Genomic DNA, 23,515 nt, shown 5'->3' with positions numbered 1-23,515 from the left:
GCGCGCGCATCGCTTAACGACGCGTCACGTTGCGCGGATAATCGGGCGCAAGGCGCGCGGGACCGGCCCGCGCCGCACGATCCAGGAGAACCCAACGTGCCGCAACGACCGCCGCAGCATGCCGATCCGGCAGACGGCATCTACTTCGGGCTGATGTCTGGAACCAGCATGGACGGCGTCGACGGCGTCGCCGTGCGTTTCGAGGCCGGCCGCGCGCCGGTCGTGCTCGCGGAAGCGTTCGTCGGCTTCGCGCAATCGCTGCGCGACGCGCTGTTCGCGCTGCAGCAGCCCGGCGACAACGAGATCGACCGCGAATCGCTCGCGGCGAATGCGCTCGTCACGCGCTATGCGGTGTGCTGCCACGAATTGCAGCGCACGGCCGGGCTGTCGCGCGACGAGATCCGCGCGATCGGCGTGCACGGCCAGACGGTGCGCCATCGCCCCGAGCGCGGCTATACGCGCCAGCTCAACAATCCGGCGCTGCTCGCCGAGCTGACCCAGGTCGACGTGATCGCCGATTTCCGCAGCCGCGACGTGGCCGCCGGCGGCCACGGCGCGCCGCTCGCGCCGGCGTTCCATGCGACGGTGTTCGGCGCGCCGGGCGAAACGCGGGTCGTCTGCAATCTCGGCGGAATCAGCAACATCACGATCCTGCCCAACGCGGGCGGCGACGTGCGCGGCTTCGACTGCGGCCCGGCGAATGCGCTGATCGATGCGTGGGCGACCCGCCATCTGGGCAAGCCGTACGACGACGGCGGCAAGTTCGCCGCACGCGGCACCGTCCACGCGCCGCTGCTCGACACGTTGCTCGACGAACCGTATTTCACCGCGCCGCCGCCGAAAAGCACCGGACGCGACCTGTTCAATCCCGCGTGGCTCGATACGAAGCTCGCCGCATTCGCGCAGGTTGCGCCGGAGGACGTGCAAGCCACGCTCACCGCGCTCACCGCCGTGTCGGTAGCGCGCGACATCGCGCAGCACGCACCGGGCTGCAAGGCCGTGTTCGTATGCGGCGGCGGCGCACGCAACCCGGTGTTGCTCGATGGGCTCCGGCACGCGCTGCGGGAGGCCGGCGTGCCGGCCACCGTCGACACGACGGCCGCGCTCGGCGTGCCGCCGCAGCAGGTCGAAGCGCTCGCGTTCGCGTGGCTCGCGTACCGCTTCACCGCGCGCCAGCCCGGCAATCTCGCGACGGTCACCGGCGCAGCCGGCAACCGCGTGCTCGGCGCGCTCTATCCGCGCTGATGCGACACTCGCCGCGCGGCGAGCGCGACAAGGCGGGCGTGTATAAAAAAACGGGGCATGAAGCCCCGTTTTTCATTCCGGCAGAACCGGCGCGGATCTGCCGTGCGCTCAGACCGAGAACGACGAACCGCACCCGCAGGTGGTGGTCGCGTTCGGGTTCTTGATCACGAACTGGGCGCCGTTGAGGTCGTCCTTGTAGTCGATCTCGGCGCCGACCAGGTACTGGTAGCTCATCGAGTCGATCAGGAGCTGGACGCCGTTCTTGTTCATCACGGTGTCGTCCTCGTTGACTTCCTCGTCGAACGTGAAGCCATACTGGAAGCCGGAGCAGCCGCCACCCTGCACGAACACGCGCAGCTTGAGGTCGGGATTGCCCTCTTCGTCGATCAGTTGCTTGACCTTGTCGGCCGCGGCGTCGGTGAAGACGAACGGCAGCGGCATATCGGTCGTCGTTGCTGCGGATTCGGTAACAGCGTTCATTCGAACTCTCCAAAAAGCTTTAGCCGCTATTGTAGGGCCGATCAGAAGATCGTGCTGAAGTCCATGAAATCAATAGGTTCTTGTCGATTTCATCAAACGCGCCCGCGCGGGGGCCGCCGCAGCGGCCCGGAAGCGGACATAAAAAAACCGCCAGCGTGAAAGCTGGCGGTTTTTCCGGCGGACGCCGCCCGAAGGCGGCGAGGCCATGAAGCGGAATTAACGCTTCGAGAACTGCTTTGCGCGGCGAGCCTTGCGCAGACCGACCTTCTTACGCTCGACTTCACGCGCATCGCGCGTGACGAAGCCTGCGCTCGACAGCGACGGCTTGAGCGTCGCATCGTAGTCGATCAGTGCACGGGTGATGCCGTGGCGCACTGCGCCTGCCTGACCCGTTTCGCCGCCGCCGTTGACGTTCACCTTGATGTCGAACGTCTGGCCGTGGTTCGTGAGTTCCAGCGGTTGACGCACGATCATCAGCGACGTTTCGCGCGAGAAGTAGTCAGCGATGGGCTTGCCGTTGACGATGATGTCGCCCTTGCCAGCCTTGATGAAGACACGTGCGACTGCGCTCTTGCGGCGGCCCGTACCGTAGTTCCAGTTACCGATCATGTGGGTCCCCTTAGATCTCGAGCGCCTTCGGCTGTTGAGCCGAGTGCGGATGCGTCGCTTCTGCGTAGACCTTCAGCTTCTTGATCATCGCGTAGCCGAGCGGGCCCTTCGGCAGCATGCCCTTGACCGCCTTCTCGAGCGCGCGGCCCGGGAAGCGCTCTTGCATCTTGCCGAACGTCGTTTCATAGATACCGCCCGGGTAGCCCGAGTGACGGTAGTACTTCTTGTCCAGCGTCTTGTTGCCCGTGACCTTCAACTTGCTCGCGTTGATGATGATGATGAAATCACCAGTGTCGACGTGCGGGGTGAACTCAGGCTTGTGCTTGCCGCGCAGACGGCGTGCCACTTCGCTGGCAACACGGCCGAGAACCTTATCCGTCGCGTCAATCACGTACCATTCGCGCGTCACCTCATGGGCTTTTGCGGAAAACGTCTTCATGATCGATCCAAAAAAAATGCTTTGCCCGATGTGTTCTTCCTGCTTGTCTGTGTGCGCTTCGAGGCGCGGTGCAGGCTCTCCCTGTTCTTTTTCCGTGGGCATGAATGCGGAAAAGCCCTGAATTATAAAGGAAATACGGCTGCGTGGTCAAAGAGAATCCACGCCCCGTGTTCGCGGCGGCCGAAATGGGCCAAAATCCGGTCGTGCCCCGACAAGCCAGGCGAACCGAGCGCCTGCGGCGGCACCCATCGACGTGCGGCACATGACCTTGCCGCGCCAGACCGGCCAAACCCGAAAAACAACAAACCAGCATGATGAAACAACGACTTACGCCCTTCCTCGCGGCCGCGCTGCTGGCCGCCGCGGCGCCCGCCGTCGCCGCGTCCGGCTGCGAAGCCAAGCTCGACGCGCTCGATGCACGCATCGCCGAAGCCCGAACCGCCCATGCCGAAGACCGCATCGTGCGCCTGCGCGCGGTGCGCGAACGCGTCCGCCACTTCTGCGCACGCGGCCACGCGTCGGCCGCCCCTGCACCGGCGCCGGAGGCCGACTCGCGCGGCACGCCGCCGGACGCGACGTCGCAGCCGGCCGCGCGGCAGCCCGCGTGACGGTGCCGACGCGCGCAAGCCGCGCGCCGATGTTTGCATGGGACGAAAAAAAGCCCGAACGGCTGGTTCGGGCTTAATCCACCTCAGGAGGAGGGTGGAGGAGACATTCGGAGGTTGCCGCAGCGCGACAACCAATGAGAGTCATTATACGAATGCCCGACCGAGTCCACAAGAAAATTTGCATTGCGAAATCAACTCCCACGATATGGGATGCCAGTCGAAAAGCTTACGCAAATTAATTTCCATTCAAAATCAAGCATATAAGCGCGTCACGCACAACTTCAAACCGCCCGCATCTAGAGCAAAACCCCTAAATTCAGCAGGGAAATCGCCGCTCGCCGCGCCGCTCGCTCGGCGCCGGCATTGCTCGTCTTGCAGCGCATCAGCCGACCGTTGCGCCGCGGGCTACAATGCCGGATCGAATCCGAATCAGGCAACGCTGGAGCGCAAGCATGGAATGCAAAGTAAGCTGGATGGGCCAGGACGGCATGGCGTTTTCCGCCGAGACCGGCAGCGGGCATCTCGTCACGATGGACGGCGCGCCCGAAGGCGGCGGCCACAACCTCGCGCCGCGTCCGATGGAGATGGTGCTGCTCGGCACCGGCGGCTGCACGGCTTATGACGTCGTGCTGATCCTGAAGAAGAGCCGCCAGGAAGTGAGCGGCTGCTCGGTCACGCTGAAGGCCGAGCGCGCGAGCGAAGATCCGAAGGTGTTCACGAAGGTGCACTTCCACTTCACGGTCACCGGCCGCAACCTGAACCCGGCCACGGTCGAACGCGCGATCAACCTGTCGCACGACAAGTATTGCTCCGCGTCGATCATGATCGCGAAAACGGCCGAACTCACGCATTCGTTCGACATCGTCGCCGCCTGATCGCGCGGCGCGCGCATGAAAAAAGGGCCGGCGCTCCGCAGGGAGCGCCGGCCCTTTCGCATTCGAGCGGCAAAGCAGGCCGATAAGCCGGATTCTGTGCACGCCGCGCGCCGAAGCGCGCAACGCGTGGCAGCCATTCCTCTAGGCGCGCCATTGCTGACGCGCTCAAGCTTCCTACCCGCAGACGAGACGGGGGCCCCGTCCTGCATCCGAAAATGCGCGCCTGCCTACTTGGAATTGCTCCGGGTGGAGGTTACCGTGCCGGCGAACGTCGCCGTCGCCGCGGTGCGCTCTTACCGCACCGTTTCACCCTTACCTGATCCCGGCTTGCGCCGGGCCATCGGCGGTTTGCTTTCTGTTGCCCTGTTCCGCGTGTCGCCACGGATGGCCGTTAGCCATCACCCTGCCCTGTGGAGTCCGGACTTTCCTCGCCCCCGCGCGCCCGAAGGCGGCGAGGCCGCGACTGCCTGGCCTGCTTTGCGACGCGCATTCTAGCACTGCGCGCCGCGGTCGGCAGCGCGCGAGCCACCGCCACGGCGAAACACGGCCGGATCGACGCGACCGGGTTCGCGCGGCGGCACGCCGCTCACGCGAGTTTCCAGCCGATCGCCTCGCCACCGCGCAGCGGCACGACCGGCGTATCGCCCGCGAAGATCTCGCGCGGCAACTCCCACGCCTCGCGGCGCAGCGTGACCGTCTCGGCGCTGCGCGGCAGCCCGTAGAAATCGGCGCCGAAGAAGCTCGCGAACCCTTCCAGCTTGTCGAGCGCGCCGGCGGTGTCGAATGCTTCCGCGTACAGTTCGAGCGCGTGCAGCGCCGTGTAGCAGCCCGCGCAGCCGCACGCGGTTTCCTTCGCGCCGCGCGCATGCGGCGCGCTGTCGGTGCCGAGGAAGAAGCGCGGGTTGCCCGACGTCGCGGCCTCGACCAGCGCCACGCGATGCGTCTCGCGCTTGAGCACCGGCAGGCAGTAGTAATGCGGGCGAATCCCGCCGACGAACAGCGCGTTGCGGTTGTACAGCAGGTGATGCGCGGTGATCGTCGCGCCGAGCAGACCGGGCGCCGCGTCCGCATCGCGCACGTAGTCGGCCGCGTCCTTCGTCGTGATGTGCTCGAACACGACCTTCAGCCCCGGGAAATCGCGGCGCAGCGGCGTCATCACGCGGTCGATGAACACCTTTTCGCGGTCGAACAGGTCGATCGACGCATCGGTCACCTCGCCGTGCACGAGCAGCGGCATGCCGGTTTCCTGCATCGCCTCGAGCGTCTTCGCGCATTTCGCCAGATCGGTGACGCCATGGTCGGAATTCGTCGTCGCGCCTGCCGGATACAGCTTCACGCCGTGCACGAAGCCGCTTTCGCGGGCGCGGCGGATTTCGTCGGGCGGCGTGTTGTCGGTCAGGTACAGCGTCATCAGCGGTTCGAACGTCATCCCGGCCGGCAGTGCGCCGAGGATGCGCGCGCGATAGGCCTGCGCCTGCGCGGTGGTCGTGACCGGCGGCTTCAGGTTCGGCATGACGATGGCGCGGCCGAACTGGCGGGCGGTGTGCGGCAGCACGGCGGCGAGCATGTCGCCGTCGCGAAGGTGCAGGTGCCAGTCGTCGGGACGGGCGAGCGAAAGCGTCGCCGGGGAGGAAGCGTTCGAGGCAGTCATAGGAGGCGTCGTGAGGAACGGGCTTGCGATCGGCGGGGCCGGAACGCGCGTGCACGGGCCGATTGACGGCAAACCGCAACACGGGGCCTTTGGCCAGCGGAATCCGCTTTTTACCGCTCAGGGCTCGGTGATATGCTAGAAGCCGCATTGTACCGGGGTTCGCCCGGTTCGTTACCCCCGCTTCAGCCTGCCGCCCCACGTAAAATGTGCCAACTCCTTGGAATGAACTGCGCCGCGCCGACGGACGTCACATTCTCCTTCACAGGTTTCGCGGCCCGGGGTGGGCTCACCGATCACCATGCCGACGGCTGGGGCATCGCGTTCTTCGAAGACAAGGCCTGCCGCCTCTTCATCGATCACCAGGCCTCGGCCACGTCGCCGATCGCCGAAATGGTGAAGCGCTACCCGATCAAGTCCAAGAACACGATCGCGCACATCCGCAAGGCGACGCAAGGGCACATCCTGCTCGAGAACAGCCATCCGTTCATGCGCGAGCTGTGGGGCCGGCACTGGATCTTCGCGCATAACGGCGACCTGCAGGACTACGCACCGGACATGGACGGCAGCGTCTACCATCCGGTCGGCACGACCGACAGCGAACAGGCGTTCTGCGTGCTGATGCAGGGGCTGCGCGAAGCCTTTCCCGGCGCGCAGCCGCCGCTGCCCGAGCTGTTCGAGCGGGTCGGCGAACTGACGCGCGGCATCACCGATCACGGCGTGTTCAATTTCCTGATGTCGAACGGCCAGGCGCTCTTCGCGCACTGCTCGACGCGGCTGCACTACCTCGTGCGGCGCTGGCCGTTCTCGACCGCGCATCTCGTCGACGAAGACCTGTCGATCGACTTCGCGAAATACACGACGCCCGAGGATCGCGTCGCGGTGATCGCGACGCAGCCGCTCACCGACAACGAAGTCTGGACCGCATTCGAGCCGGGCGAGTTGATCATGTTCCAGTGCGGCGACGTCGCCGCGCGGATGCAGATTCCGGTGCCCGCGCGCGTGCTCGAGAAGCTGCGCAACCCGTCGCTCGACGCGTCGGCGTCCGCACCGCGCACGGTGGTGCGCGAAGCGCTCGCCACCGCGGCCGACGGCGATGCCGACGACGCGATCGATTTCTGAAGTGCGGCATCGGCCGCGTCCGCTTTCTGCTCGCTTCCTGCTTGCCGCGTGCGTCGTACGATGCGTCCGACGACGCCCGTCATCGACGCAAATCGCCCGGCTCCGGCCAATACGGTTTCATTTCGGCCACCACCCGGCGCAACGAATCGACGTCACGCAACATTCGCTTGATTTTATTAATTTACAAGTGAAAATAAGTAAAAGATGAAGCGGATAAAATAACCGCCAATTAAAACAAAAATTCCGGGCCCGCATTTTATCGCGCGTCATCCGCCGAAACCGTGCGCTATCCCACCGACTCCAGCAGTCCTGCCAGCCTTTAACAAAACCCCTCAAGCCCGCCACCACCACGGCTTTCGGTTCGATCAACCACACAAATCAAAAATACCACGCATTACGGTTCGAATCATTACAGTTTCCCCTTTCTCGATAATCGGCGACTGCCCGAATCAGTAGACTCGCCCCATCCTCGGTGTAACGAAACACGATTGGCGCGACACGCAGCCACAGCCGCCGCACGCCCCTTCGGATCATTTCCCCACCGCGGAATGCGAATTCGCCGAATCGCGGCGAATGCCACGTCAAAAGAAGAAAGAGGGGTATGTCGTGAATCACTCATTTCGATCGATATGGAGCGACGCCGCCGGCTGCTGGGTCGCGGTGGCGGAAACGGCTCGGGCGCGCGGCAAGCGTTCGGGCAGCGAATCGGGTTCGAGCCGCCGCACCGCGCACAAGGTGGCGCACCACCCGGCAGGCCGCTCGCCGCGGCGCGTCGCGGCGCTCGGGGCCGCGCTGGCCGCGCTGTCGGCCGGCGTGGCGCACGCGTCGACGTGCGGCGACGGCGCGACCGTCGCGAGCGGCGGCACCTGCGCACTCGGCAGTTTCAGCCCGACCGTCAACGACAACCTGGCCGGCGCCACGATCGTGTCGGGCGGCGAAACGATCGGCGTGGCAGGCGCATGGACGGGCGTCCCCGGCGACCCCGGCTATACGCTGACGCCGCTCGGCAGCGCGACCCTCGTGTCGGGCAACCCGAACCAGCCGCTGGTCTCGCTCGGCGGCAAGACGCAAAGCGTCAGCACGCCCGACTCGATCACGGCCACCCACACGTCGGTCGCCACCTACAACTCCGCCGAATTCACCGCATCCACGGCCGGCTCGACCACCGTGCCCGTTTACCACGACGTGAACGGCGGCCAGTACGTGAATACGCGGATCGGCACCGTCGACAGCACCGGCGGCACGCTGAACGTGTCGATCGGCAATGCCGCGGATGCGCCAGACGCGACCGGCAATGGAATCTCGATCGCACCGAAGCAGACCGACCTGACCTTTGCGGACGGCACCGGTGCGGCAAAGAGCGTCGTCAACTGGAATTCCCGCAACCAGATCTGGCTCGGCACCGGCGACTATCTCGCCAGCGGCGGCCCGGTCGGCCAGCTCCAGCTCGACGTGCCGGCCTACGCGGGCACCTTCACCGCGTTCGACGGCAGTCGCTGGACCGTCACCGACGCCGCATCGCTCGCTGCGTACAACGACTTTCTGGTGCGCTCGGTCCAGAGCGGCGCGCTCGGCTCGCAGGCCGCCTACGACACCGCGTTCGGCCAGGCCGTCACGTTCTCGCAGCAAACCTTCCAGTACGCGAACAACGTGTCCGCCGGCGACAAGAACACGCTGCCGATCGATCACCTGTCGGTGATGCACGGCACGGGCGCGAACGCGACGCTGCACATCGGCAAGGACGGCCAGATCGACTTCCGCGGCACCAACACGATCGAATCGAGCTCGGCCGTGCTCGCGGAAAACGGCGCGCACTTCGTCAACGACGGGCGCTTGTCGGGCGATTTCACGCTGGTGCGCCTCCTGAGCGGCGCGAGCGGCGTCAACAACGGCGCGATCTCGTCCGGCTACGCGTCCGGCAACAACGTCGACACGAGCGGCAGCACGCCACCCGACAATTTCGGCTTCCACGCGTACACCGAGGGCAACGGCGTGTACGCGAGCGGCGCGGGCACCACGTTCGCGAACAACGGCGTGATGAACGTCGGCGCATGGACGCTCGACGGCAACCGCCCCGACCTGCAGAACTACGCGGTGGCCGCGACGGACGGCGCGCGCGCGACGAACGCCGGCACGATCAACGTCGGCGTCAACGCGACGACGCTCGACAGCCAGGTGATCGGCGGCCTCGTCGCCGGCGGCAGCTTCACGAACGAAGCAGGCGGCACGATCTATCTGGGCCGCGCCGCGCAGTACGCGCCCGGCCAGGCGGCAAACGACGTCGCGCTGTCCGCGCACGCGTACGGCATCCTGCTCGGCGCGTCGGGCAGCGCGAGCAACCTCGGCACGATCGTGATCGGCTCGCAGACGCAGAACGGCGCCGCGCTGGCGAGCATCGGCTCGAGCGCCGGCACGCTAACGAACGCGGGTGCGATCGTCGTCAACGGCGCCGCGCCCGGCACGCCGCTCGCGAACGTCGGCATGCTCGCGGCCGACACCGCCGCGACCGTGACCAATACGGGCACGATCACGCTGAATGGCGTGAACGGCATCGGCATCATGGTCGTCGGCACCGGCACGCACGCGACGACTGCGACGTCGACCGGCACGATCGACGTGGCCGGCGGCCTCGACCCCGCGTCGGACACGCGCAACTACGGCGTCTGGGCCGAAGGGCCGCTCGCGATGGCCACGCTCGACGGTGCGCTGAACCTGACCGGCACCGGCGCGATCGGCGTGCACGCACGCTCGGGCGCGACGATCGACGTCGGCGCGAACGCGGTGCCGGCCTTCATGTCCGGCACGAACCAGATCGGCTTCTACGCATACGGCGCGGGTTCGAAAATCAACGTCGCCGCGCAGCACCTAAGCGTCGACACCGACGACTCGACGCTGTTCCGCGTCGCGGGCGGCGCGGCCTACACGGGCGCGTCGGCGGCCGGCACGCTGACGACCGACGTCAACGGCCAGCGCTCGCGCGGCGTACTCGCGACCGACGCCGGCACCACGCTGTCGACCGGCAACGCGGTCTACCACGTCAACGGCGCGAACGGCGTCGCGATCGCCGTGGAAGGCGGCGCGAAGGGCACGATCGACGCGGGTGCGACGATCGACCTGAACGCGGCCGGCGCGACCGCGGGCATCGTCGACGGCCAGGCGCACGACCTCGCCGGCGCGAACGCCGGCGCGCCGGTCGCGACGACGCTGACCAACGACGCCGCCGTCACGTCGTCGACCGCCGGCGTGACCGGTTTCATCGCGCAGAACCTCGGCACGCTCGAGAACCGCAGCACGGTGCTGCTGACCGGCGCGGGCTCGACAGGCGTCGTGGCCGGCACGCTGGGCACGGTGAACAACGCGTCGACGATCCGCGTCGCCAACGGCACCGGCGCGCTCGTGCAGGGTGCGTCGGCCACGCTCGCGAACGCGGGTTCCATCGAAGCCGACGACGGCGTCGCGGGCATACGCCTGACGGGCGCCGGCGCATCGGTCGCGCTGTCGGGCGCCGGCACCGTCATCGCGAACGGCAGCGCCGACGGCGTGCTGATCGACGCGACGGTCACCGGCGGCGGCATCGCGGCCAGCGCGACGTCGATCGCGGTCGGCGGCTCGGGCAGCGGGATCCGCAACCTCGGTGCGAATGCAACGATCGCGCTGTCCGGCACGCAGATCGCGACGACCGGCAACGGCGCCGCCGGCGTCACGTCGACCGGCGCCGGCGCGCACATCGCGGCCGATGCGGCCGCGGTCGTCCGCACGAGCGGCGCCGACGCGCGCGGCCTGTTCGTGTCGGGGGCCGATTCCACGCTCGCGGCCAACGGAACGACCGTCGCGACGACCGGCACGAACGCCCATGCAATCGTCATGGACGGCGGCGCGACGGCCCTGCTGTCGGGCGCGAAGATTTCCGCATCGGGTGCTGCGGCCGACGGCGTCGTCGCGCAAAACGGCGGCCGCATCGCCGATACGGGGTCGGCGCTCGCCAGCGCCGCCGGCAACGGCGCAACCGCGAACAGCGGCGGCGTGCTCGCATTGACGGGCACGGCGCTCACGGGCGCGACGGCCGGCGTACTGACGTCGGACACGCTCGCGAACGGCGCGACCAGCTCGGTGCTCGTCGACGGCGGCAGCGTGACGTCCGCCACCGGGCCGGCCTTCGCCGCGCGCGGCGGCATGGCCGACATCGCGGTGCGCAACGGTACGGTCGTGACGGCCGGCAACGGCACGCTGCTGAACCTCGCGAACGGCAGCAACGTGACGTTCAATGCATCGGCGGTGAACCTCGCGGGCGACATCGTTTCCGACGCGTCGAGCACCGGCAACGTGTTCCTCGCGAACGGCACGACGCTGACCGGGAAGATCGACCCGGTCGCGCTGACGGTCGACGGCACGAGCACGTGGCGCATGACGGGCAGCTCGGTGCTGAGCAGTCTGAACAACGCGGGCCTCGTCGCATTCGCCGCGCCGACCGGCTCGCCGACGCTGACCGGCAGCTACAAGACGCTGACAACGGGCGGCTACGTCGGCAACGGCGGCATGATCGCGCTGAATACGTATCTCGGCGCCGACGCGTCGCCGACCGACCGGCTGATCGTGAACGGCGGCGCGGCGAGCGGCACGACCGGCCTGAAGATCGCCAACACGGCCGGCACCGGCGCGCAGACGACCGGCGACGGGATTCCGGTGGTCGTCACGGCCAACGGCGGTACGACCGCCGCGTCGGCGTTCCATCTCGCGGGCCCGGTGCAAGCGGGCGCGTACGAGTACCGGCTCTATCGCGGCGGGCAAGGCGATGCGAACGGCTGGTACCTGCGTTCGCAGCTCGACCCGACCGACCCCGGCGACCCGATCCACCCGTCCGGCGGCGGCGGCGGCATCAACGGCAACGGCGGTACGCTCGCGTATCGTCCGGGCGTTTCCGGCTACGCGATGACGCCGCTGCTGAACGCCGACTACGGCTTCTCGACGCTCGGCAAGCTGCACGAACGCGTCGGCGACATCTACAACGTCGAGCAGCAGCAGCCCGGCAATCGCGACGGCGTGTGGGGGCGCATCGGCGGCCAGAGCCTCGATGCGAACGCGGGCCGTTTCTCGGCCGACGAACGCACGTTCTTCGCGCAGTTCGGCAAGGACTGGACTGTCGACCAGGCGCCGAACGGCGCCGGCAGCACGCATGCGGGCGTGACGGCCAGCATCGGCGTGTCGAACGCGAGCTTCAGCGACATGGCGCGCGCGGGCTCGCCCAACCTGTCGACGTCGACCGGCTCGGTCGAGATGCACGCGCAGAGCGTCGGCGGCTACTGGACGCGCTACCTGCCGGACGGCACCTACTTCGACAGCGTCGGGCAGGTCACGCACTACGGCAACCGCTATCGCGACAGCTACGGCAACGAAGCGTCGCAGAACGGCTTCGGCGTCGCGCTGTCGCAGGAAGTCGGCAAGCCGTTCGCGATCGGCGCGTTGCCGGTCGCGGTCGAGCCGCAGGCGCAACTGATGTACCAGTACCTGAAGCTGAACGGGTTCAACGACAACGTGTCGGCCGTGTCGGGTACGACGACGAATGCGCTGCGCGGTCGCGTCGGCGTGCGCATCTTCCGGCCGAACCTCCAGTCGAGCGCGGGCGGCAGCGCCGCGACGCCGTACTTCACGGCCGACGTGCTGCACGACTTCCTGTCGCCGGGGCAGACCGTCGTCGGCGGCACGCCGTTCGCGACGCATCTCGGACGCACCTGGTACGAGCTCGGCGTCGGCGTGACCGCCGGCTTCGGCAAGTCGGGCGAGCTGTACGCGAACGCGAAGATCGCGCGCAACATCGGCGGCGATTACCGGCGCGGGATCGTCGGGCAGGTCGGCTACCGGTACAGCTGGTAACGCCCGGCGGCGGACGAAAAAAAACCGCCCGGCGGCCTGCCGGGCGGTTTTCGCATGGGTGCGCGCGAAAACGCGCGAACGCTCAGTGCAGGATCTTCGCGAGGAAGTCCTTCGCGCGTTCCGATTTCGGATTCGAGAAGAAATCGTCCTTGCGGTCGTCCTCGACGATCGCGCCCTTGTCCATGAAGATCACGCGGTGCGCGACCTTCTTCGCGAAGCCCATCTCGTGCGTGACGACCATCATCGTCATCCCTTCCTGCGCGAGTTCGACCATCACGTCGAGCACTTCGTTGATCATCTCCGGATCGAGCGCGGACGTCGGCTCGTCGAACAGCATCGCGATCGGGTCCATCGACAGCGCGCGCGCGATCGCGACACGCTGTTGCTGGCCGCCCGACAGCTGGCCGGGAAACTTGTGCGCATGCGCCTTCAGGCCGACGCGATCGAGCAGCTTCATGCCCTTCTCGTTCGCTTCGTCCTTGCCGCGGCCGAGCACCTTGATCTGCGCGAGCGTCAGGTTCTCGGTGATCGACAGGTGCGGGAACAGTTCGAAATGCTGGAACACCATCCCGACCTTCGAGCGCAGCTTCGACAGGTTCGTCTTCTTGTCGCCGACCGACTGGCCGTTCACGAGGATCTCGCCCTGCTGGAACGGCTCGAGGCCGTTCACGGTCTTGATCAGCGTCGACTTGCCGGAGCCCGACGGGCCGCACACGACGACCACTTCGCCTTTCTTGACCTCGGTCGTGCATTCGGAGAGGACCTGAAACTGGCCGTACCACTTCGAAACGTTCTTGATGGAAATCATCTTGTGACCTTTTTCTGGAGACCCTTGACGAGAGCAGACGCCAACGAGCAAATCACGAAATAGCATGCGCCGGCGAACAGGACCATCTCGACGGTCGTGCCGTCGCGATCGCCGATGTTGGCGGCCGTGCGGAAGAAGTCCGCGAGACTGATCACGTACACGAGCGACGTATCCTGGAACAGGACGATCGCCTGCGTGAGCAGCAGCGGCACCATTGCGCGGAACGCCTGCGGCAGGATCACGAGGCGCATCGCCTGCGCGTAGTTCATGCCGAGCGCGAACGCGGCGTTCACCTGCCCGCGCGGCACCGCCTGGATGCCGGCGCGGATGATCTCGGAATAATACGCGGCTTCGAACAGCGAGAACGCGACCATCGCCGACGCAAGGCGGATGTCGATCGTCGGCGACAGCCCGAGCACGCCCTGCAGCAACTGCGGGACGATCAGGAAGAACCACAGCAGCACCATCACGAGCGGGATCGAGCGGAACACCGTCACGTACGCTTTCGCGAACCACGCGAGCGGCTTCACGCCGGACAGCCGCAGCAGCGCCAGCAGCGTGCCCCAGACGATGCCGACCACGATCGCGATCAGCGTGATCTTGAACGTGACGATCGCACCGGACCACAGCGTCGGCAGCGCGCCGGGAATACTACTCCAGTCGAACTGATGCATCACTTGCCTCCGATGTAGCCGGGCAGCCGCGTACGGCCTTCGATCCAGCGCATGAACGCCATCACGACGAGGTTGATGACCACGTACGCGAGCGTCACGGCGATGAACGACTCGTAGGTCTGCGCGGTGTAGTCGACGAGCTGGCGCGCCTGCGCGGACAGGTCGAGCAGGCCGATCGTCGACGCGACGGCGGAGTTCTTGAAGATGTTCAGGAATTCCGACGTGAGCGGCGGCACGATGATCCGGTATGCCACGGGCAGCAGCACGTAGCGGTACGTCTGCCATTGCGTGAAACCCATCGCGAGACCGGCCGCGCGCTGGCCCTTCGGCAGCGCGTTGATCCCCGAGCGCACCTGTTCGCACACGCGCGCGCCGGTGAACAGGCCGAGACAGACGATCGACGCGGTAAAGAACTGCGTGCCGGGCGGCAACTGCTTGATCCAGGTGCCGATCGATGCGGGCAGCAACTCGGGTATCACGAGATACCAGACGAAGAACTGCACGATCAGCGGGATGTTCCGGAAAATCGACACGTACACGGTGCCGATCGCGGCGAGCCACTTGTTCGGCACGGTGCGCAGCACACCGAACAGCGACCCGACGATCAGCGCGATGACCCAGGCGACGAGCGACACTTCGATCGTCACCCAGAAGCCGGACATCAGCCATCCGAAATAAGTCGTCGGCTCGCCGGTCGACACGGGGCTCAGAAAGATGCCCCAGTTCCAGTGGTAAGACATGGGCAAGACTCCAGCAAAAAGAAACGGAAGAAGCGTGGCCTCTTCCGTCTCATTAGCGTCATTTCTGCATCAACGGCCGTGCGGTCAGTCGAGCGCCTTGTCGTTCGGGTTCGCGTACAGCTTCTTCATCGACTCGGACAGCGGGAAGTTCAGGTTCAGCCCCTTCGGCGGGATCGGGTTCTCGAACCACTTCGCGTAGATCTTCGCGGCTTCGCCCGACTTCTCGACTTGCGAGATCGCGTCGTCGACGACCTTCTTGAAGTCGGCGTCGCCCTTGCGCATCATGCAGCCGTAAGCCTCTTCCGATTGCGGCGTGCCGACGATCACCCATTCGCCCGGCTGCTTCGCCTTCGCGCGCTCGCCCGCGAGCAGCGCGTCATCCATCATGAATGCGACCGCGCGGCCCGATTCCAGCGTGTTGAACGAATCGCCGTGATCCTTCGCGCTGATGATGTTCATGCCGAGCTGCTTGTCGTTGTTCATCTTGCGCAGCAGGCGCTCCGACGTCGTGCCGGCGGTCGTCACGACCGTCTTGCCCTTCAGGTCGGCGAAATCCTTGACGCCCGAATCCTTCTTCGTCATCAGGCGCGTGCCGATCACGAAAATCGTGTCGGAGAACGCGGCTTGCTGCTGACGCTCGAGGTTGTTGGTCGTCGAGCCGCACTCGATGTCGACCGTGCCGTTCTGCACGAGCGGGATGCGGTTCTGCGACGTGACGGGGATGTTCTTCACCTGCAGGTTCGGCAGGCTCAGCTTCTTCTTCACCGCGTCCACGATCTTCAGCTGGAACTCGCGCGAATAGCCGACCACCTGCTGGTTCTGGTCGTAGTAGGAGAACGGAATCGACGATTCGCGGTGGCCCAGCGCGATCACGCCCGTGTCCTTGATCTTCTTCAGCGTGCCAGTCTCCTGAGCATGCGCGCCGCTTGCGAACGCGCACAGCGCCGCGGCCATCAGGACTGCCTTGTGGTATTTCATTTTGGTCATCTCCTTGGCTAAAACCCGCGCCAGTGTATCAAAGTAATATTTTTGAAAGTACTGGTTGTTTACCGCACTACGAATCGCCCTGTGCGAAGCCGTCCTCCCGGCTCCGGGCGCGCCAGATGCGCGCGCGGGCGGTGCCGGATTCGGCACCGCCCGCGAGGGTTCACATCCGCAATCGGGTGGATTGCGTCATGAATCTTTCATGGTCGATGATCAGGGACGCCCGGTCAGGGGTAGAGGCCGCGCATTTCGCGCGCCATCAGGATGCGCTTGCACGCGACGATGAACGCCGCCGTACGCACCGTCACCTTGTGCTCTTCCGCGACCGCCCACACGCCGGCGAACGCTTCGCGCATCACGCGCTCGAGACGATGGTTGATCTCGTCTTCCGTCCAGAAGAAGCTCGAGAAATCCTGCACCCACTCGAAGTACGACACGGTCACGCCACCGGCGTTCGCGATCACGTCGGGGATCACGAGCACGCCGTTCGCGCTCAGGATGTCGTCCGCCGCGGTCGTCGTCGGGCCGTTCGCGCCTTCGACGATGATCTTCGTGCGGATCTTCGCCGCGTTCTTCTCGGTGATCTGGTTTTCCAGCGCCGCCGGGATCAGGATGTCGGTCTCGACCGTCCAGAACTCGTCGTTCGGCATCGGCTCGGCGCCTTCGAAGCCCGCGACGCCGCCCGTGCGTGCGACGTGGTCGAGCAGCTTGTTCGAATCGAGGCCGGCCGGCTGGTAGATCGTGCCCGTGTGATCCTGCACCGCGATCACCTTCGAGCCCGCTTCCTGGAACAGCTTCGCCGCGATGCCGCCGACGTTGCCGAAGCCCTGCACCGCGATGCGCGCGCCTTCGATCTCGAGGCCCTTCTTCTTCGCCGCTTCGCAGCCGACGACGAACACACCGCGGCCCGTCGCTTCCTTGCGGCCGAGCGAACCGCCGAGCGCGATCGGCTTGCCGGTCACGACGCCGGTCGACGTCTGGCCCTGGTTCATCGAGTACGTGTCCATCATCCACGCCATCACCTGTTCGTTGGTGTTGACGTCCGGCGCCGGAATGTCGGTGTTCGGCCCGATGATGATGCCGATTTCGCTGGTGTAGCGGCGCGTCACGCGCTCGAGCTCGCCACGCGACAGCTTGCGCGGGTCGACGCGGATGCCGCCCTTCGCACCGCCGTACGGCACGTTCACGGCCGCGTTCTTCACCGACATCCATGCGGACAGCGCCATCACTTCCGACAGCGTCACGTCCTGGTGGTAGCGCACGCCGCCCTTGCCCGGGCCGCGCGACACGTTGTGCTGCACGCGATAGCCTTCGAAGTGCGCGACGGTGCCGTTGTCGAGCTCGATCGGGCAGTCGACGATCAGGATGCGCTTCGGACGCTTCAGCGTTTCGAGCCAGCGCGACAGCGAACCGAGGTACGGCGCGACGCGATCGACCTGCTGAAGGTAGTTGCCCCACGGGCCGAGATCGTCGGCGTGCAGGTAGGACGGGATGGACTGCTGTTGCGAAGACATGGAAGCTCCAACGTTCAACGGATTGCGCACATTGTCGAAAAAGCCGTTTTTTTTATCCAATGCCGTTTGTTTATTCGATTATGCGTTTCTTGCATGATCGCGATTTTTTGCAAATCGGCGGTCGATTTGCGCAAGAACGCCCGCGATCGGCCGTGCATCGCGTTCGTGGAAAAACGGATTGGACAGGCGCGAGCCGGCCGCGGGACAGCCGTCCGACAGGCGGTGCAAGGCCGCCGTCAGCCGACCGGGCCAATCGGCCGGGTTAACCGCCGGCGGTTAACCGGCAGTATCGCCGGTGGTCTCGCGCAGTTCGTCGCGCACGACGTCCCACAGCGCGCGCACGAGCTTCTGCCGCGGATCGTCGCCCTGCAGCGCGAGCTTGTCGCAGTACAGCCGGATCTCCATCGTCAGCGTGAACGGATGCGCGCCGCCGCGCGCCGACCGGTCGAGGCGGATCAGCCGGCCGCCCGCGACCGCATCGTCGACCGCGCTGTGCGGCAGGAACGCGACGCCGTGGCCCGCGAGCGCCATCGCCTTCAGCCCTTCGGCCATGTCGGTTTCGTACACGCGATCGAGGAACAGCCGCGTCGGCGCGTTCGCGATGATGACTTCGGTCATCCGGCCGAGATACGCGTTCGGCGTATACGACAGGTACGGCACGCGCGCGTCGGCCGTGCCCGGCAGCGTATGGCGCGGCCGGCCCGCGCGGCCGGGCGCGGAGAACGGGCTGATCGGCTCGCTGCCGAGGACGAGCATGTCGTAGCGCGCCGGGTCGAGCGCGACCGGGTGGCTCGGGTGGTGGTAGCCCATCACGAGGTCGCAGCCGCCTTCGACGAGCGACAGCACCGCGTCGTGCACGTTCAGCGCGCGCAGCCGCGTGTGGACCTGGCCCATCTTCGCCTCGATCCGCTCGAGCCAGCGCGGGAAATACGTGAGCGACAGCGTGTGCGGCACCGCGAATTCGATCGTCGGCACCGGCGCGCCGACGTGGCCGCGCAGCAGCGTGCGCGCCTCGTGCGCCTGCGACAGCATCGTCAGCGCCTGCTCGTAGAAGATCTGCCCGGCCTGCGTGAGCCGCGTCGGATAGACCGAACGATCGATCAGCTCGGTCGCGAGCCATGCCTCGAGCGCCTGGATGCGCCGCGAGAACGCCGGCTGCGACACGTGCCGCAGCTCGGCGGACCGGCTAAAGCTGCGCGTCTCCGCGAGCGAGACGAAGTCTTCGAGCCATTTCAGTTCCATGCAGGCGGGCGCGGCGGGCGGCGGTCGGGAAGAAGCCTGCATTCTACCGGCGGGCGGGCCCGGCCGGCGGCTTGGCGGACAGCCCGGCGAGCCCGCGGGGGCGCCTGCCGACACGCCATTCGCGTGCCGCCCGGGCATCGCTCGCCGGCGGCGCGCGCGGCCGGGCCGGTTCGGCCGGAATCGACGCGCGCCGATGGTAAAATGCCGGATTCTCCTCCCCTCGTTCGCCCCGGCCCCAAAAGGCCCTGCCCGATCATGTCCGACACTCGTCCCGATACGCTTTTCGCCCTCACCGCGCTCTCGCCCATCGACGGCCGCTACGCCAGCAAGACCGAAGCGCTGCGCGACTGGCTCTCCGAAGCCGCCTTCATGCGCCACCGCGTCACCGTCGAGGTGCACTGGCTGATCGCGCTGTCGCGCGCCGGCTTCGCGGAAGTCCCGCGCTTCTCGGAAGCCTCCGAGCAGTTCCTGCTGCAGCTCGCCGAGCGCTTCACCGCGCACGACGCCGCACGCATCAAGGAAATCGAGCGCGTGACGAACCACGACGTGAAGGCCGTCGAATACTGGCTGAAGGAATCGGTGAAGGGCCAGGCCGAACTCGAGAAGGCGAGCGAATTCATTCACTTCGCGTGCACCTCCGAGGACATCAACAACACGTCGCACGGGATGATGCTCGCCGGCGCGCGCGAACACGTGATCCTGCCGGCGCTGCGCACGGTCTACCAGCGCCTCGTCGCGCTCGCGCACGCGCACGCGGAACAGCCGATGCTGTCGCGCACGCACGGCCAGCCGGCCAGCCCGACGACGCTCGGCAAGGAACTCGCGAACGTCGCCGCGCGCCTCGCCCGCGCGATCGCGCGCATCGAGAAGGTCGAGATCCTCGGCAAGATGAACGGCGCGGTCGGCAACTTCAACGCGCACCTGTCCGCGTATCCGGAATTCGACTGGGAAGCGTTCTCGCGCGACGTGATCGAAAGCCGCCTGAAACTCACGTTCAACCCGTACACGATCCAGATCGAGCCGCACGACTACATGGCCGAACTGTTCGACGCCGTGGCGCGCGCGAACACGATCCTGCTCGACCTCGACCGCGACGTGTGGGGCTACATCTCGGTCGGCTACTTCAAGCAGAAGACGAAGGCCGGCGAGATCGGCTCGTCGACGATGCCGCACAAGGTCAACCCGATCGACTTCGAGAACTCGGAAGGCAACCTCGGCCTCGCGAACGCGACGCTGCGCCACCTCGCCGACAAGCTGCCGGTGTCGCGCTGGCAGCGCGACCTGACCGACTCGACGGTGCTGCGCAACATGGGCGTCGCGCTCGGCTACTCGCTGCTCGCGTACGATTCGCTGATCCGCGGCCTCGACAAGCTCGAAGTGAACCCGCAGCGCCTGAACGAAGATCTCGACAACTGCTGGGAAGTGCTCGCGGAGCCGGTGCAGACGGTGATGCGCCGCTACGGCATCGAGAACCCGTACGAGCAGTTGAAGGAACTGACGCGCGGCAAGGGCATCACGCGCGAAGCGCTGCAGGAATTCGTCGGCACGCTGGCAATCCCGCAGGACGCGAAGGATCGCCTGCTCGCGATGACGCCCGCGTCGTACATCGGCAAAGCCGTCGAACTCGCGAAGCGGATCGCGTAAGCGCCGCCGTCGCCTGACGCAAAAAAGCCCGATGCGAAGCGATTCGCATCGGGCTTTTTATTGCCTGCAGCAGCCGGTCAGAACGAGATCATCCGCCCCGGGTTCAGCGCGCTCATCACGCTCATCGCGGCCTTCGCGGCGGGAATCGCGATCGGCGACAGCTGCCGGCCGAGCGGAATCGCACGATGGTCGATGCCCGTGAGCATCGAGAAGTCGTCGTTGCGGCCGACGAAATCGTCGCAGATCGCCTTGCCGATCCGCACCGTCTGGGCGACGCCGTGCCCGCTCCAGCCCTGCACCATGTACATCGGCACGCGGCCGTCGGTCTTGCGGCTGTCGGTCGCGCCGTTCAGCGTGAAGTCGCTGACGCCGCTCCAGCAGTAGTCGAGCGCGAAGCGGCCGTCGTGCTGCGGAAACACCGTGTTCAGCCGTGTCAGCAGATACGCGTTGACGTCGGGCTGCGCCCAGCAGCTGCCGGTGCCTTGCCCGCCGAACAGCAGGCGGTTGCCGCGCACCGGCCGGTAGTAGTCGATCTGGAACTGCGTGTCGTACACCGGCATGCCGGCCGGCATCAGCGTCGCGACGTCGACGTCGAGCGGCGCCGTCACGCTCACGTACGTGAAGAACGGCACGGTGGTCGCCGCGCCGTCGTCGAGCAAACGGAACGTCGTGTTGTGCAGCGCGAGCACGACGCCGCGGCGCGCGGTAATCGTGCCGCCCGGCGTCGTCGCGACGACGCCCGCGGGCGTCTCGTCGAGTTCGAGCACCTCGGTGCCCTCGTACAGCGCTCCGCCGTTCAGCCGGAAGCCGTGCACGAGGCCGCGCACCAGCGCGAGCGGATGAATCTGCCCGCCGACCGCGTCGATCGCCGCGCCGTGATACAGCCCCGAGCGCACGTATTCGTCGTGCAGCTGATGGCGGCCGACGAGCGTCACGCCCGCGTCGCCGAGATGGCGTCGCGCATCCGCGCCGTCGAGCAGCGCGCTCATGTGGCCGGGGTGAACCGCCGCCGTGACGTGGCCGCGCTTGCGATCGAGATCGAGCGCGTAACGCGCGCCGATTTCGTCGATCAGGTCCATCGACTCGGCCGACGCGAAGCGCCACAGCCGTTTCGCATCGTCGTGCGATAGGTAGTCGATCATGTCGGCGGCTTCCCAGCGCGCAAGGCCGGGCGTCAGTTGCCCGCCGTTGCGGCCCGACGCGGCCGAGCCGACGTGATGCTTGTCGACGAGGATCGTGTCGACGCCCGCTTCCGCGAGATGCAGGGCGGCCGATGCGCCGAGCAAGCCGGCGCCGATCACGAGCACGTCGCAGACGGCGTCGCGCGCCAGCGGCGCGCTGTTTTCATGGCGCGACAACGACGCCTCGTACCAGTTGGCCGGCCGTTCGCCGTCGTGGCGGGCCGGATCGCACCAGTTCCAGTTGTCTTTTTCGATATTCAGTTGCGTTTGCTCGAAACGCGATTCGCCCTGGATCAAGGGCCTGTTGTTGGACGTCATGATTGCACTTGCATGGTCTTGGGCCGCCTGTCGAAGGGCCTCGTTGCTTCGAGGCTTCGCGGGTGGGGCAGCCGGTTCCACATGGGTGTCAACGAGAAAAGGGGCGCGATGGCCCGTGTTGACGGCGGCACGCTCGTGCCGCCTGGATCCCGGACTGTGCGAAAGCACGTATTGAAAGGTGCCGGGACACCCAATTTCTACACCGCAGAAATAATTCTACAGTGTAGAATAAGCTTTCGTCAAGTTTACAGCCGGTGCCGTGCCGGCGTGCCAGCCTGCGTCGATGAAAGACAAACCCGCCCAGGGGCCGCGCGGCCTCGACAAGGACGCGCTCGTCGCGGCCGCGCTCGCGCTGCTCGAAGACGTCGGCGAAGCCGCGTTCAGCGTGCGCAAGCTCGCGCAATCGGTCGGCTGCGATCCGATGAGCGTGCTGTATCACTTCAAGTCGAAGGACGGCCTGAGCCGCGCGATCGCGAATGCGCTGTCGCGCTCGCTCGTGCCGGTCGATCCGTCACTACCGTGGCGCGAACGGCTGCGCGACCTCGCGCGCCAGTACCGCGCGCTCGCGCTGCGCTACCCGGCCGCATTCGCGCTGCTGCAGCGGCACATGAGCACCGGCCCGGCCGACCTCGCGCACATCGAGGCCGTGCATCGCGCGCTGACCGACGCCGGCATCCCGCGCGCGGCGCTGCCGTCGGTATGCGTCGGCTGGTACGCGAGCGTGATCGGGCTGGCCGCTGCCGAAGCGGGCGGCCTCACACGGCCCGCGAACGACGTCGAGCTCGCGGAAATGCACGCGCTGTCCGACGCCGCGCATCCGCTCGTCAAGTCGGCCGCGCCGCTCTATGCGCAGCTCGATCCGGCGGCCGTCCATGACACGATGCTCGACGTGCTGCTTGACGGCATAGCCCAACGCTCGCGCACGGCCTGACCGGCGTCCACCCCGCCAACGAAAAAAGCGCCCGAAGGCGCCTTTTCGATGACGATGGCCGCGAACCGCGCTCAGTGCTGATGCGCGAGGCCGATCTTCAGCATGACCTGATCGACGATCTGCTCGGGCGTCAGCTCGATGCTGACCTCGATCGCCTCGTCCGGGCCCGGCTCCTCGAGCGTGTCGAGCTGGCTCTTCAGCAGCGACGGATCGAAGAAATGGCCGGTGCGGCTCTTCAGGCGTTCCTGCAGCACCTCGAACGACCCCTTCAGATACACGAACCGCACGTCGGTGTCGGTGCCGCGCAGCACGTCGCGGTACGACCGCTTCAGCGACGAGCACGTGAACACGGCGGTTTCGCCCGCGTGCTGCTTTTCCTCGATGGCCGCGCGGATCGTGCGCAGCCACGGCCAGCGGTCTTCATCGGTCAGCGGAATGCCGTGGTGCATCTTTTCCTTGTTGGCCGCGCTGTGAAACGCGTCGCCATCGGTATAGCTGCACGACAGGCGTTCCGCCAGCATTTCGCCGATTCGCGACTTGCCCGCGCCCGACACGCCCATTGCGATCAGAATCATTGACTAC

Annotated in this window: 19 protein-coding genes and 1 other RNA gene; 7 read left to right on the top strand and 13 right to left on the bottom strand. The window is 66.7% G+C overall.

The features are described from left to right. Positions 1 to 96 precede the first annotated feature (96 nt). Positions 97 to 1,245: an anhydro-N-acetylmuramic acid kinase gene (locus JYG37_RS05325; RefSeq protein ID WP_050013808.1), complete on the top strand. Its 1,149-nt coding sequence runs from the start codon at positions 97 to 99 to the stop codon at positions 1,243 to 1,245. A gap of 108 nt (positions 1,246 to 1,353) precedes the next feature. On the opposite strand, the gene erpA is transcribed toward JYG37_RS05325, so the two are convergent. From erpA to rplM, 3 genes are all read right to left on the bottom strand, one after another. Then, the gene (gene erpA / locus JYG37_RS05320; RefSeq protein WP_006759918.1) at positions 1,354 to 1,725 is read right to left on the bottom strand and encodes an iron-sulfur cluster insertion protein ErpA; all 372 of its coding nucleotides are present in this window, start codon (positions 1,723 to 1,725) and stop codon (positions 1,354 to 1,356) included. Between the two features lie 216 nt (positions 1,726 to 1,941). Continuing rightward, positions 1,942 to 2,334, bottom strand: a complete 393-nt coding sequence (gene rpsI, locus JYG37_RS05315) for a 30S ribosomal protein S9 (protein WP_006476904.1) — start codon at positions 2,332 to 2,334, stop codon at positions 1,942 to 1,944. A gap of 10 nt (positions 2,335 to 2,344) precedes the next feature. Continuing rightward, positions 2,345 to 2,773, bottom strand: a complete 429-nt coding sequence (gene rplM, locus JYG37_RS05310; RefSeq protein ID WP_009687896.1) for a 50S ribosomal protein L13 — start codon at positions 2,771 to 2,773, stop codon at positions 2,345 to 2,347. A gap of 311 nt (positions 2,774 to 3,084) precedes the next feature. Here rplM and JYG37_RS05305 point away from each other — a divergent pair, with 311 nt between their 5' ends. Both JYG37_RS05305 and JYG37_RS05300 read left to right on the top strand, forming a co-directional pair. After that, entirely contained in the window at positions 3,085 to 3,381 is a 297-nt protein-coding gene (locus JYG37_RS05305; RefSeq protein ID WP_050013809.1) for a DUF1090 family protein, read from the top strand. A 410-nt stretch (positions 3,382 to 3,791) separates the two neighbouring features. Next, on the top strand, positions 3,792 to 4,256 hold the full coding sequence (locus tag JYG37_RS05300) for an OsmC family protein (RefSeq protein WP_074801272.1): 465 nt from the start codon (positions 3,792 to 3,794) through the stop codon (positions 4,254 to 4,256). Positions 4,257 to 4,323: 67 nt separating this feature from the next. On the opposite strand, the gene rnpB is transcribed toward JYG37_RS05300, so the two are convergent. Both rnpB and pyrC read right to left on the bottom strand, forming a co-directional pair. Next, an RNA gene (gene rnpB, locus JYG37_RS05295) (RNase P RNA component class A) lies at positions 4,324 to 4,735 on the bottom strand. Between the two features lie 107 nt (positions 4,736 to 4,842). Next, the gene (gene pyrC / locus JYG37_RS05290; protein WP_050013810.1) at positions 4,843 to 5,907 is read right to left on the bottom strand and encodes a dihydroorotase; all 1,065 of its coding nucleotides are present in this window, start codon (positions 5,905 to 5,907) and stop codon (positions 4,843 to 4,845) included. 204 nt (positions 5,908 to 6,111) lie between these two features. Here pyrC and JYG37_RS05285 point away from each other — a divergent pair, with 204 nt between their 5' ends. Further along, on the top strand, positions 6,112 to 7,026 hold the full coding sequence (locus JYG37_RS05285; protein ID WP_176015573.1) for a class II glutamine amidotransferase: 915 nt from the start codon (positions 6,112 to 6,114) through the stop codon (positions 7,024 to 7,026). Positions 7,027 to 7,632: 606 nt separating this feature from the next. Next, positions 7,633 to 12,897, top strand: a complete 5,265-nt coding sequence (locus tag JYG37_RS05280) for an autotransporter outer membrane beta-barrel domain-containing protein (RefSeq protein ID WP_213345925.1) — start codon at positions 7,633 to 7,635, stop codon at positions 12,895 to 12,897. A gap of 82 nt (positions 12,898 to 12,979) precedes the next feature. On the opposite strand, the gene JYG37_RS05275 is transcribed toward JYG37_RS05280, so the two are convergent. The 6 genes from JYG37_RS05275 to JYG37_RS05250 form a co-directional block, all read right to left on the bottom strand. Then, positions 12,980 to 13,705 (bottom strand): amino acid ABC transporter ATP-binding protein, encoded by a 726-nt coding sequence (locus JYG37_RS05275; RefSeq protein ID WP_124594277.1) that lies wholly within the window; start codon positions 13,703 to 13,705, stop codon positions 12,980 to 12,982. Next, a complete protein-coding gene (gltK, locus tag JYG37_RS05270; protein WP_050013813.1) occupies positions 13,702 to 14,379 on the bottom strand; it encodes a glutamate/aspartate ABC transporter permease GltK in 678 nt (225 codons plus the stop codon). The genes JYG37_RS05275 and gltK overlap by 4 nt, the downstream gene beginning before the upstream one ends. Next, a complete protein-coding gene (locus JYG37_RS05265) occupies positions 14,379 to 15,119 on the bottom strand; it encodes an amino acid ABC transporter permease (protein WP_069616754.1) in 741 nt (246 codons plus the stop codon). The genes gltK and JYG37_RS05265 overlap by 1 nt, the downstream gene beginning before the upstream one ends. Positions 15,120 to 15,203: 84 nt before the next feature. Further along, on the bottom strand, positions 15,204 to 16,097 hold the full coding sequence (locus JYG37_RS05260) for a glutamate/aspartate ABC transporter substrate-binding protein (protein WP_050013815.1): 894 nt from the start codon (positions 16,095 to 16,097) through the stop codon (positions 15,204 to 15,206). A 233-nt stretch (positions 16,098 to 16,330) separates the two neighbouring features. After that, positions 16,331 to 17,617, bottom strand: a complete 1,287-nt coding sequence (locus JYG37_RS05255) for a Glu/Leu/Phe/Val family dehydrogenase (protein WP_050013816.1) — start codon at positions 17,615 to 17,617, stop codon at positions 16,331 to 16,333. A gap of 276 nt (positions 17,618 to 17,893) precedes the next feature. Then, positions 17,894 to 18,859: a LysR substrate-binding domain-containing protein gene (locus JYG37_RS05250; RefSeq protein ID WP_050013817.1), complete on the bottom strand. Its 966-nt coding sequence runs from the start codon at positions 18,857 to 18,859 to the stop codon at positions 17,894 to 17,896. Positions 18,860 to 19,114: 255 nt separating this feature from the next. Between JYG37_RS05250 and purB the strand changes: the two genes are divergently transcribed. Then, positions 19,115 to 20,503, top strand: coding sequence for an adenylosuccinate lyase (gene purB, locus JYG37_RS05245; RefSeq protein ID WP_213345924.1), 1,389 nt, complete (start codon positions 19,115 to 19,117; stop codon positions 20,501 to 20,503). A 77-nt stretch (positions 20,504 to 20,580) separates the two neighbouring features. Here purB and JYG37_RS05240 read toward each other — a convergent pair whose 3' ends face one another. Beyond that, positions 20,581 to 22,002, bottom strand: a complete 1,422-nt coding sequence (locus tag JYG37_RS05240) for an NAD(P)/FAD-dependent oxidoreductase (protein WP_124555625.1) — start codon at positions 22,000 to 22,002, stop codon at positions 20,581 to 20,583. A gap of 283 nt (positions 22,003 to 22,285) precedes the next feature. Between JYG37_RS05240 and JYG37_RS05235 the strand changes: the two genes are divergently transcribed. Then, entirely contained in the window at positions 22,286 to 22,933 is a 648-nt protein-coding gene (locus JYG37_RS05235; RefSeq protein WP_050013820.1) for a TetR/AcrR family transcriptional regulator, read from the top strand. A gap of 71 nt (positions 22,934 to 23,004) precedes the next feature. Here the strand turns inward: JYG37_RS05235 and JYG37_RS05230 are convergent, their stop codons facing one another. Then, positions 23,005 to 23,508, bottom strand: a complete 504-nt coding sequence (locus tag JYG37_RS05230; RefSeq protein ID WP_050013821.1) for a gluconokinase — start codon at positions 23,506 to 23,508, stop codon at positions 23,005 to 23,007. Positions 23,509 to 23,515 lie beyond the last annotated feature (7 nt).

This window comes from Burkholderia sp. LAS2 (genome assembly GCF_018417615.1).
Taxonomy (GTDB): domain Bacteria; phylum Pseudomonadota; class Gammaproteobacteria; order Burkholderiales; family Burkholderiaceae; genus Burkholderia; species Burkholderia sola.
Note: the sequence above shows the minus strand (reverse complement) of the source record. Positions and strands in the feature narration are given on the sequence as shown.

What these genes read in the sequence shown, in the direction of transcription:
- erpA (WP_006759918.1), bottom strand. Translation starts at nt 1,725, where the DNA reads ATGAACGCTGTTACCGAATCCGCAGCAACGACGACCGATATGCCGCTG.
- rpsI (WP_006476904.1), bottom strand. Translation starts at nt 2,334, where the DNA reads ATGATCGGTAACTGGAACTACGGTACGGGCCGCCGCAAGAGCGCAGTC.
- rplM (WP_009687896.1), bottom strand. Translation starts at nt 2,773, where the DNA reads ATGAAGACGTTTTCCGCAAAAGCCCATGAGGTGACGCGCGAATGGTAC.
- JYG37_RS05305 (WP_050013809.1), top strand. Translation starts at nt 3,085, where the DNA reads ATGATGAAACAACGACTTACGCCCTTCCTCGCGGCCGCGCTGCTGGCC.
- JYG37_RS05300 (WP_074801272.1), top strand. Translation starts at nt 3,792, where the DNA reads ATGCCGGATCGAATCCGAATCAGGCAACGCTGGAGCGCAAGCATGGAA.
- pyrC (WP_050013810.1), bottom strand. Translation starts at nt 5,907, where the DNA reads ATGACTGCCTCGAACGCTTCCTCCCCGGCGACGCTTTCGCTCGCCCGT.
- JYG37_RS05285 (WP_176015573.1), top strand. Translation starts at nt 6,112, where the DNA reads ATGTGCCAACTCCTTGGAATGAACTGCGCCGCGCCGACGGACGTCACA.
- JYG37_RS05275 (WP_124594277.1), bottom strand. Translation starts at nt 13,705, where the DNA reads ATGATTTCCATCAAGAACGTTTCGAAGTGGTACGGCCAGTTTCAGGTC.
- gltK (WP_050013813.1), bottom strand. Translation starts at nt 14,379, where the DNA reads ATGCATCAGTTCGACTGGAGTAGTATTCCCGGCGCGCTGCCGACGCTG.
- JYG37_RS05265 (WP_069616754.1), bottom strand. Translation starts at nt 15,119, where the DNA reads ATGTCTTACCACTGGAACTGGGGCATCTTTCTGAGCCCCGTGTCGACC.
- JYG37_RS05260 (WP_050013815.1), bottom strand. Translation starts at nt 16,097, where the DNA reads ATGAAATACCACAAGGCAGTCCTGATGGCCGCGGCGCTGTGCGCGTTC.
- JYG37_RS05255 (WP_050013816.1), bottom strand. Translation starts at nt 17,617, where the DNA reads ATGTCTTCGCAACAGCAGTCCATCCCGTCCTACCTGCACGCCGACGAT.
- JYG37_RS05250 (WP_050013817.1), bottom strand. Translation starts at nt 18,859, where the DNA reads ATGGAACTGAAATGGCTCGAAGACTTCGTCTCGCTCGCGGAGACGCGC.
- purB (WP_213345924.1), top strand. Translation starts at nt 19,115, where the DNA reads ATGTCCGACACTCGTCCCGATACGCTTTTCGCCCTCACCGCGCTCTCG.
- JYG37_RS05240 (WP_124555625.1), bottom strand. Translation starts at nt 22,002, where the DNA reads ATGACGTCCAACAACAGGCCCTTGATCCAGGGCGAATCGCGTTTCGAG.
- JYG37_RS05235 (WP_050013820.1), top strand. Translation starts at nt 22,286, where the DNA reads ATGAAAGACAAACCCGCCCAGGGGCCGCGCGGCCTCGACAAGGACGCG.
- JYG37_RS05230 (WP_050013821.1), bottom strand. Translation starts at nt 23,508, where the DNA reads ATGATTCTGATCGCAATGGGCGTGTCGGGCGCGGGCAAGTCGCGAATC.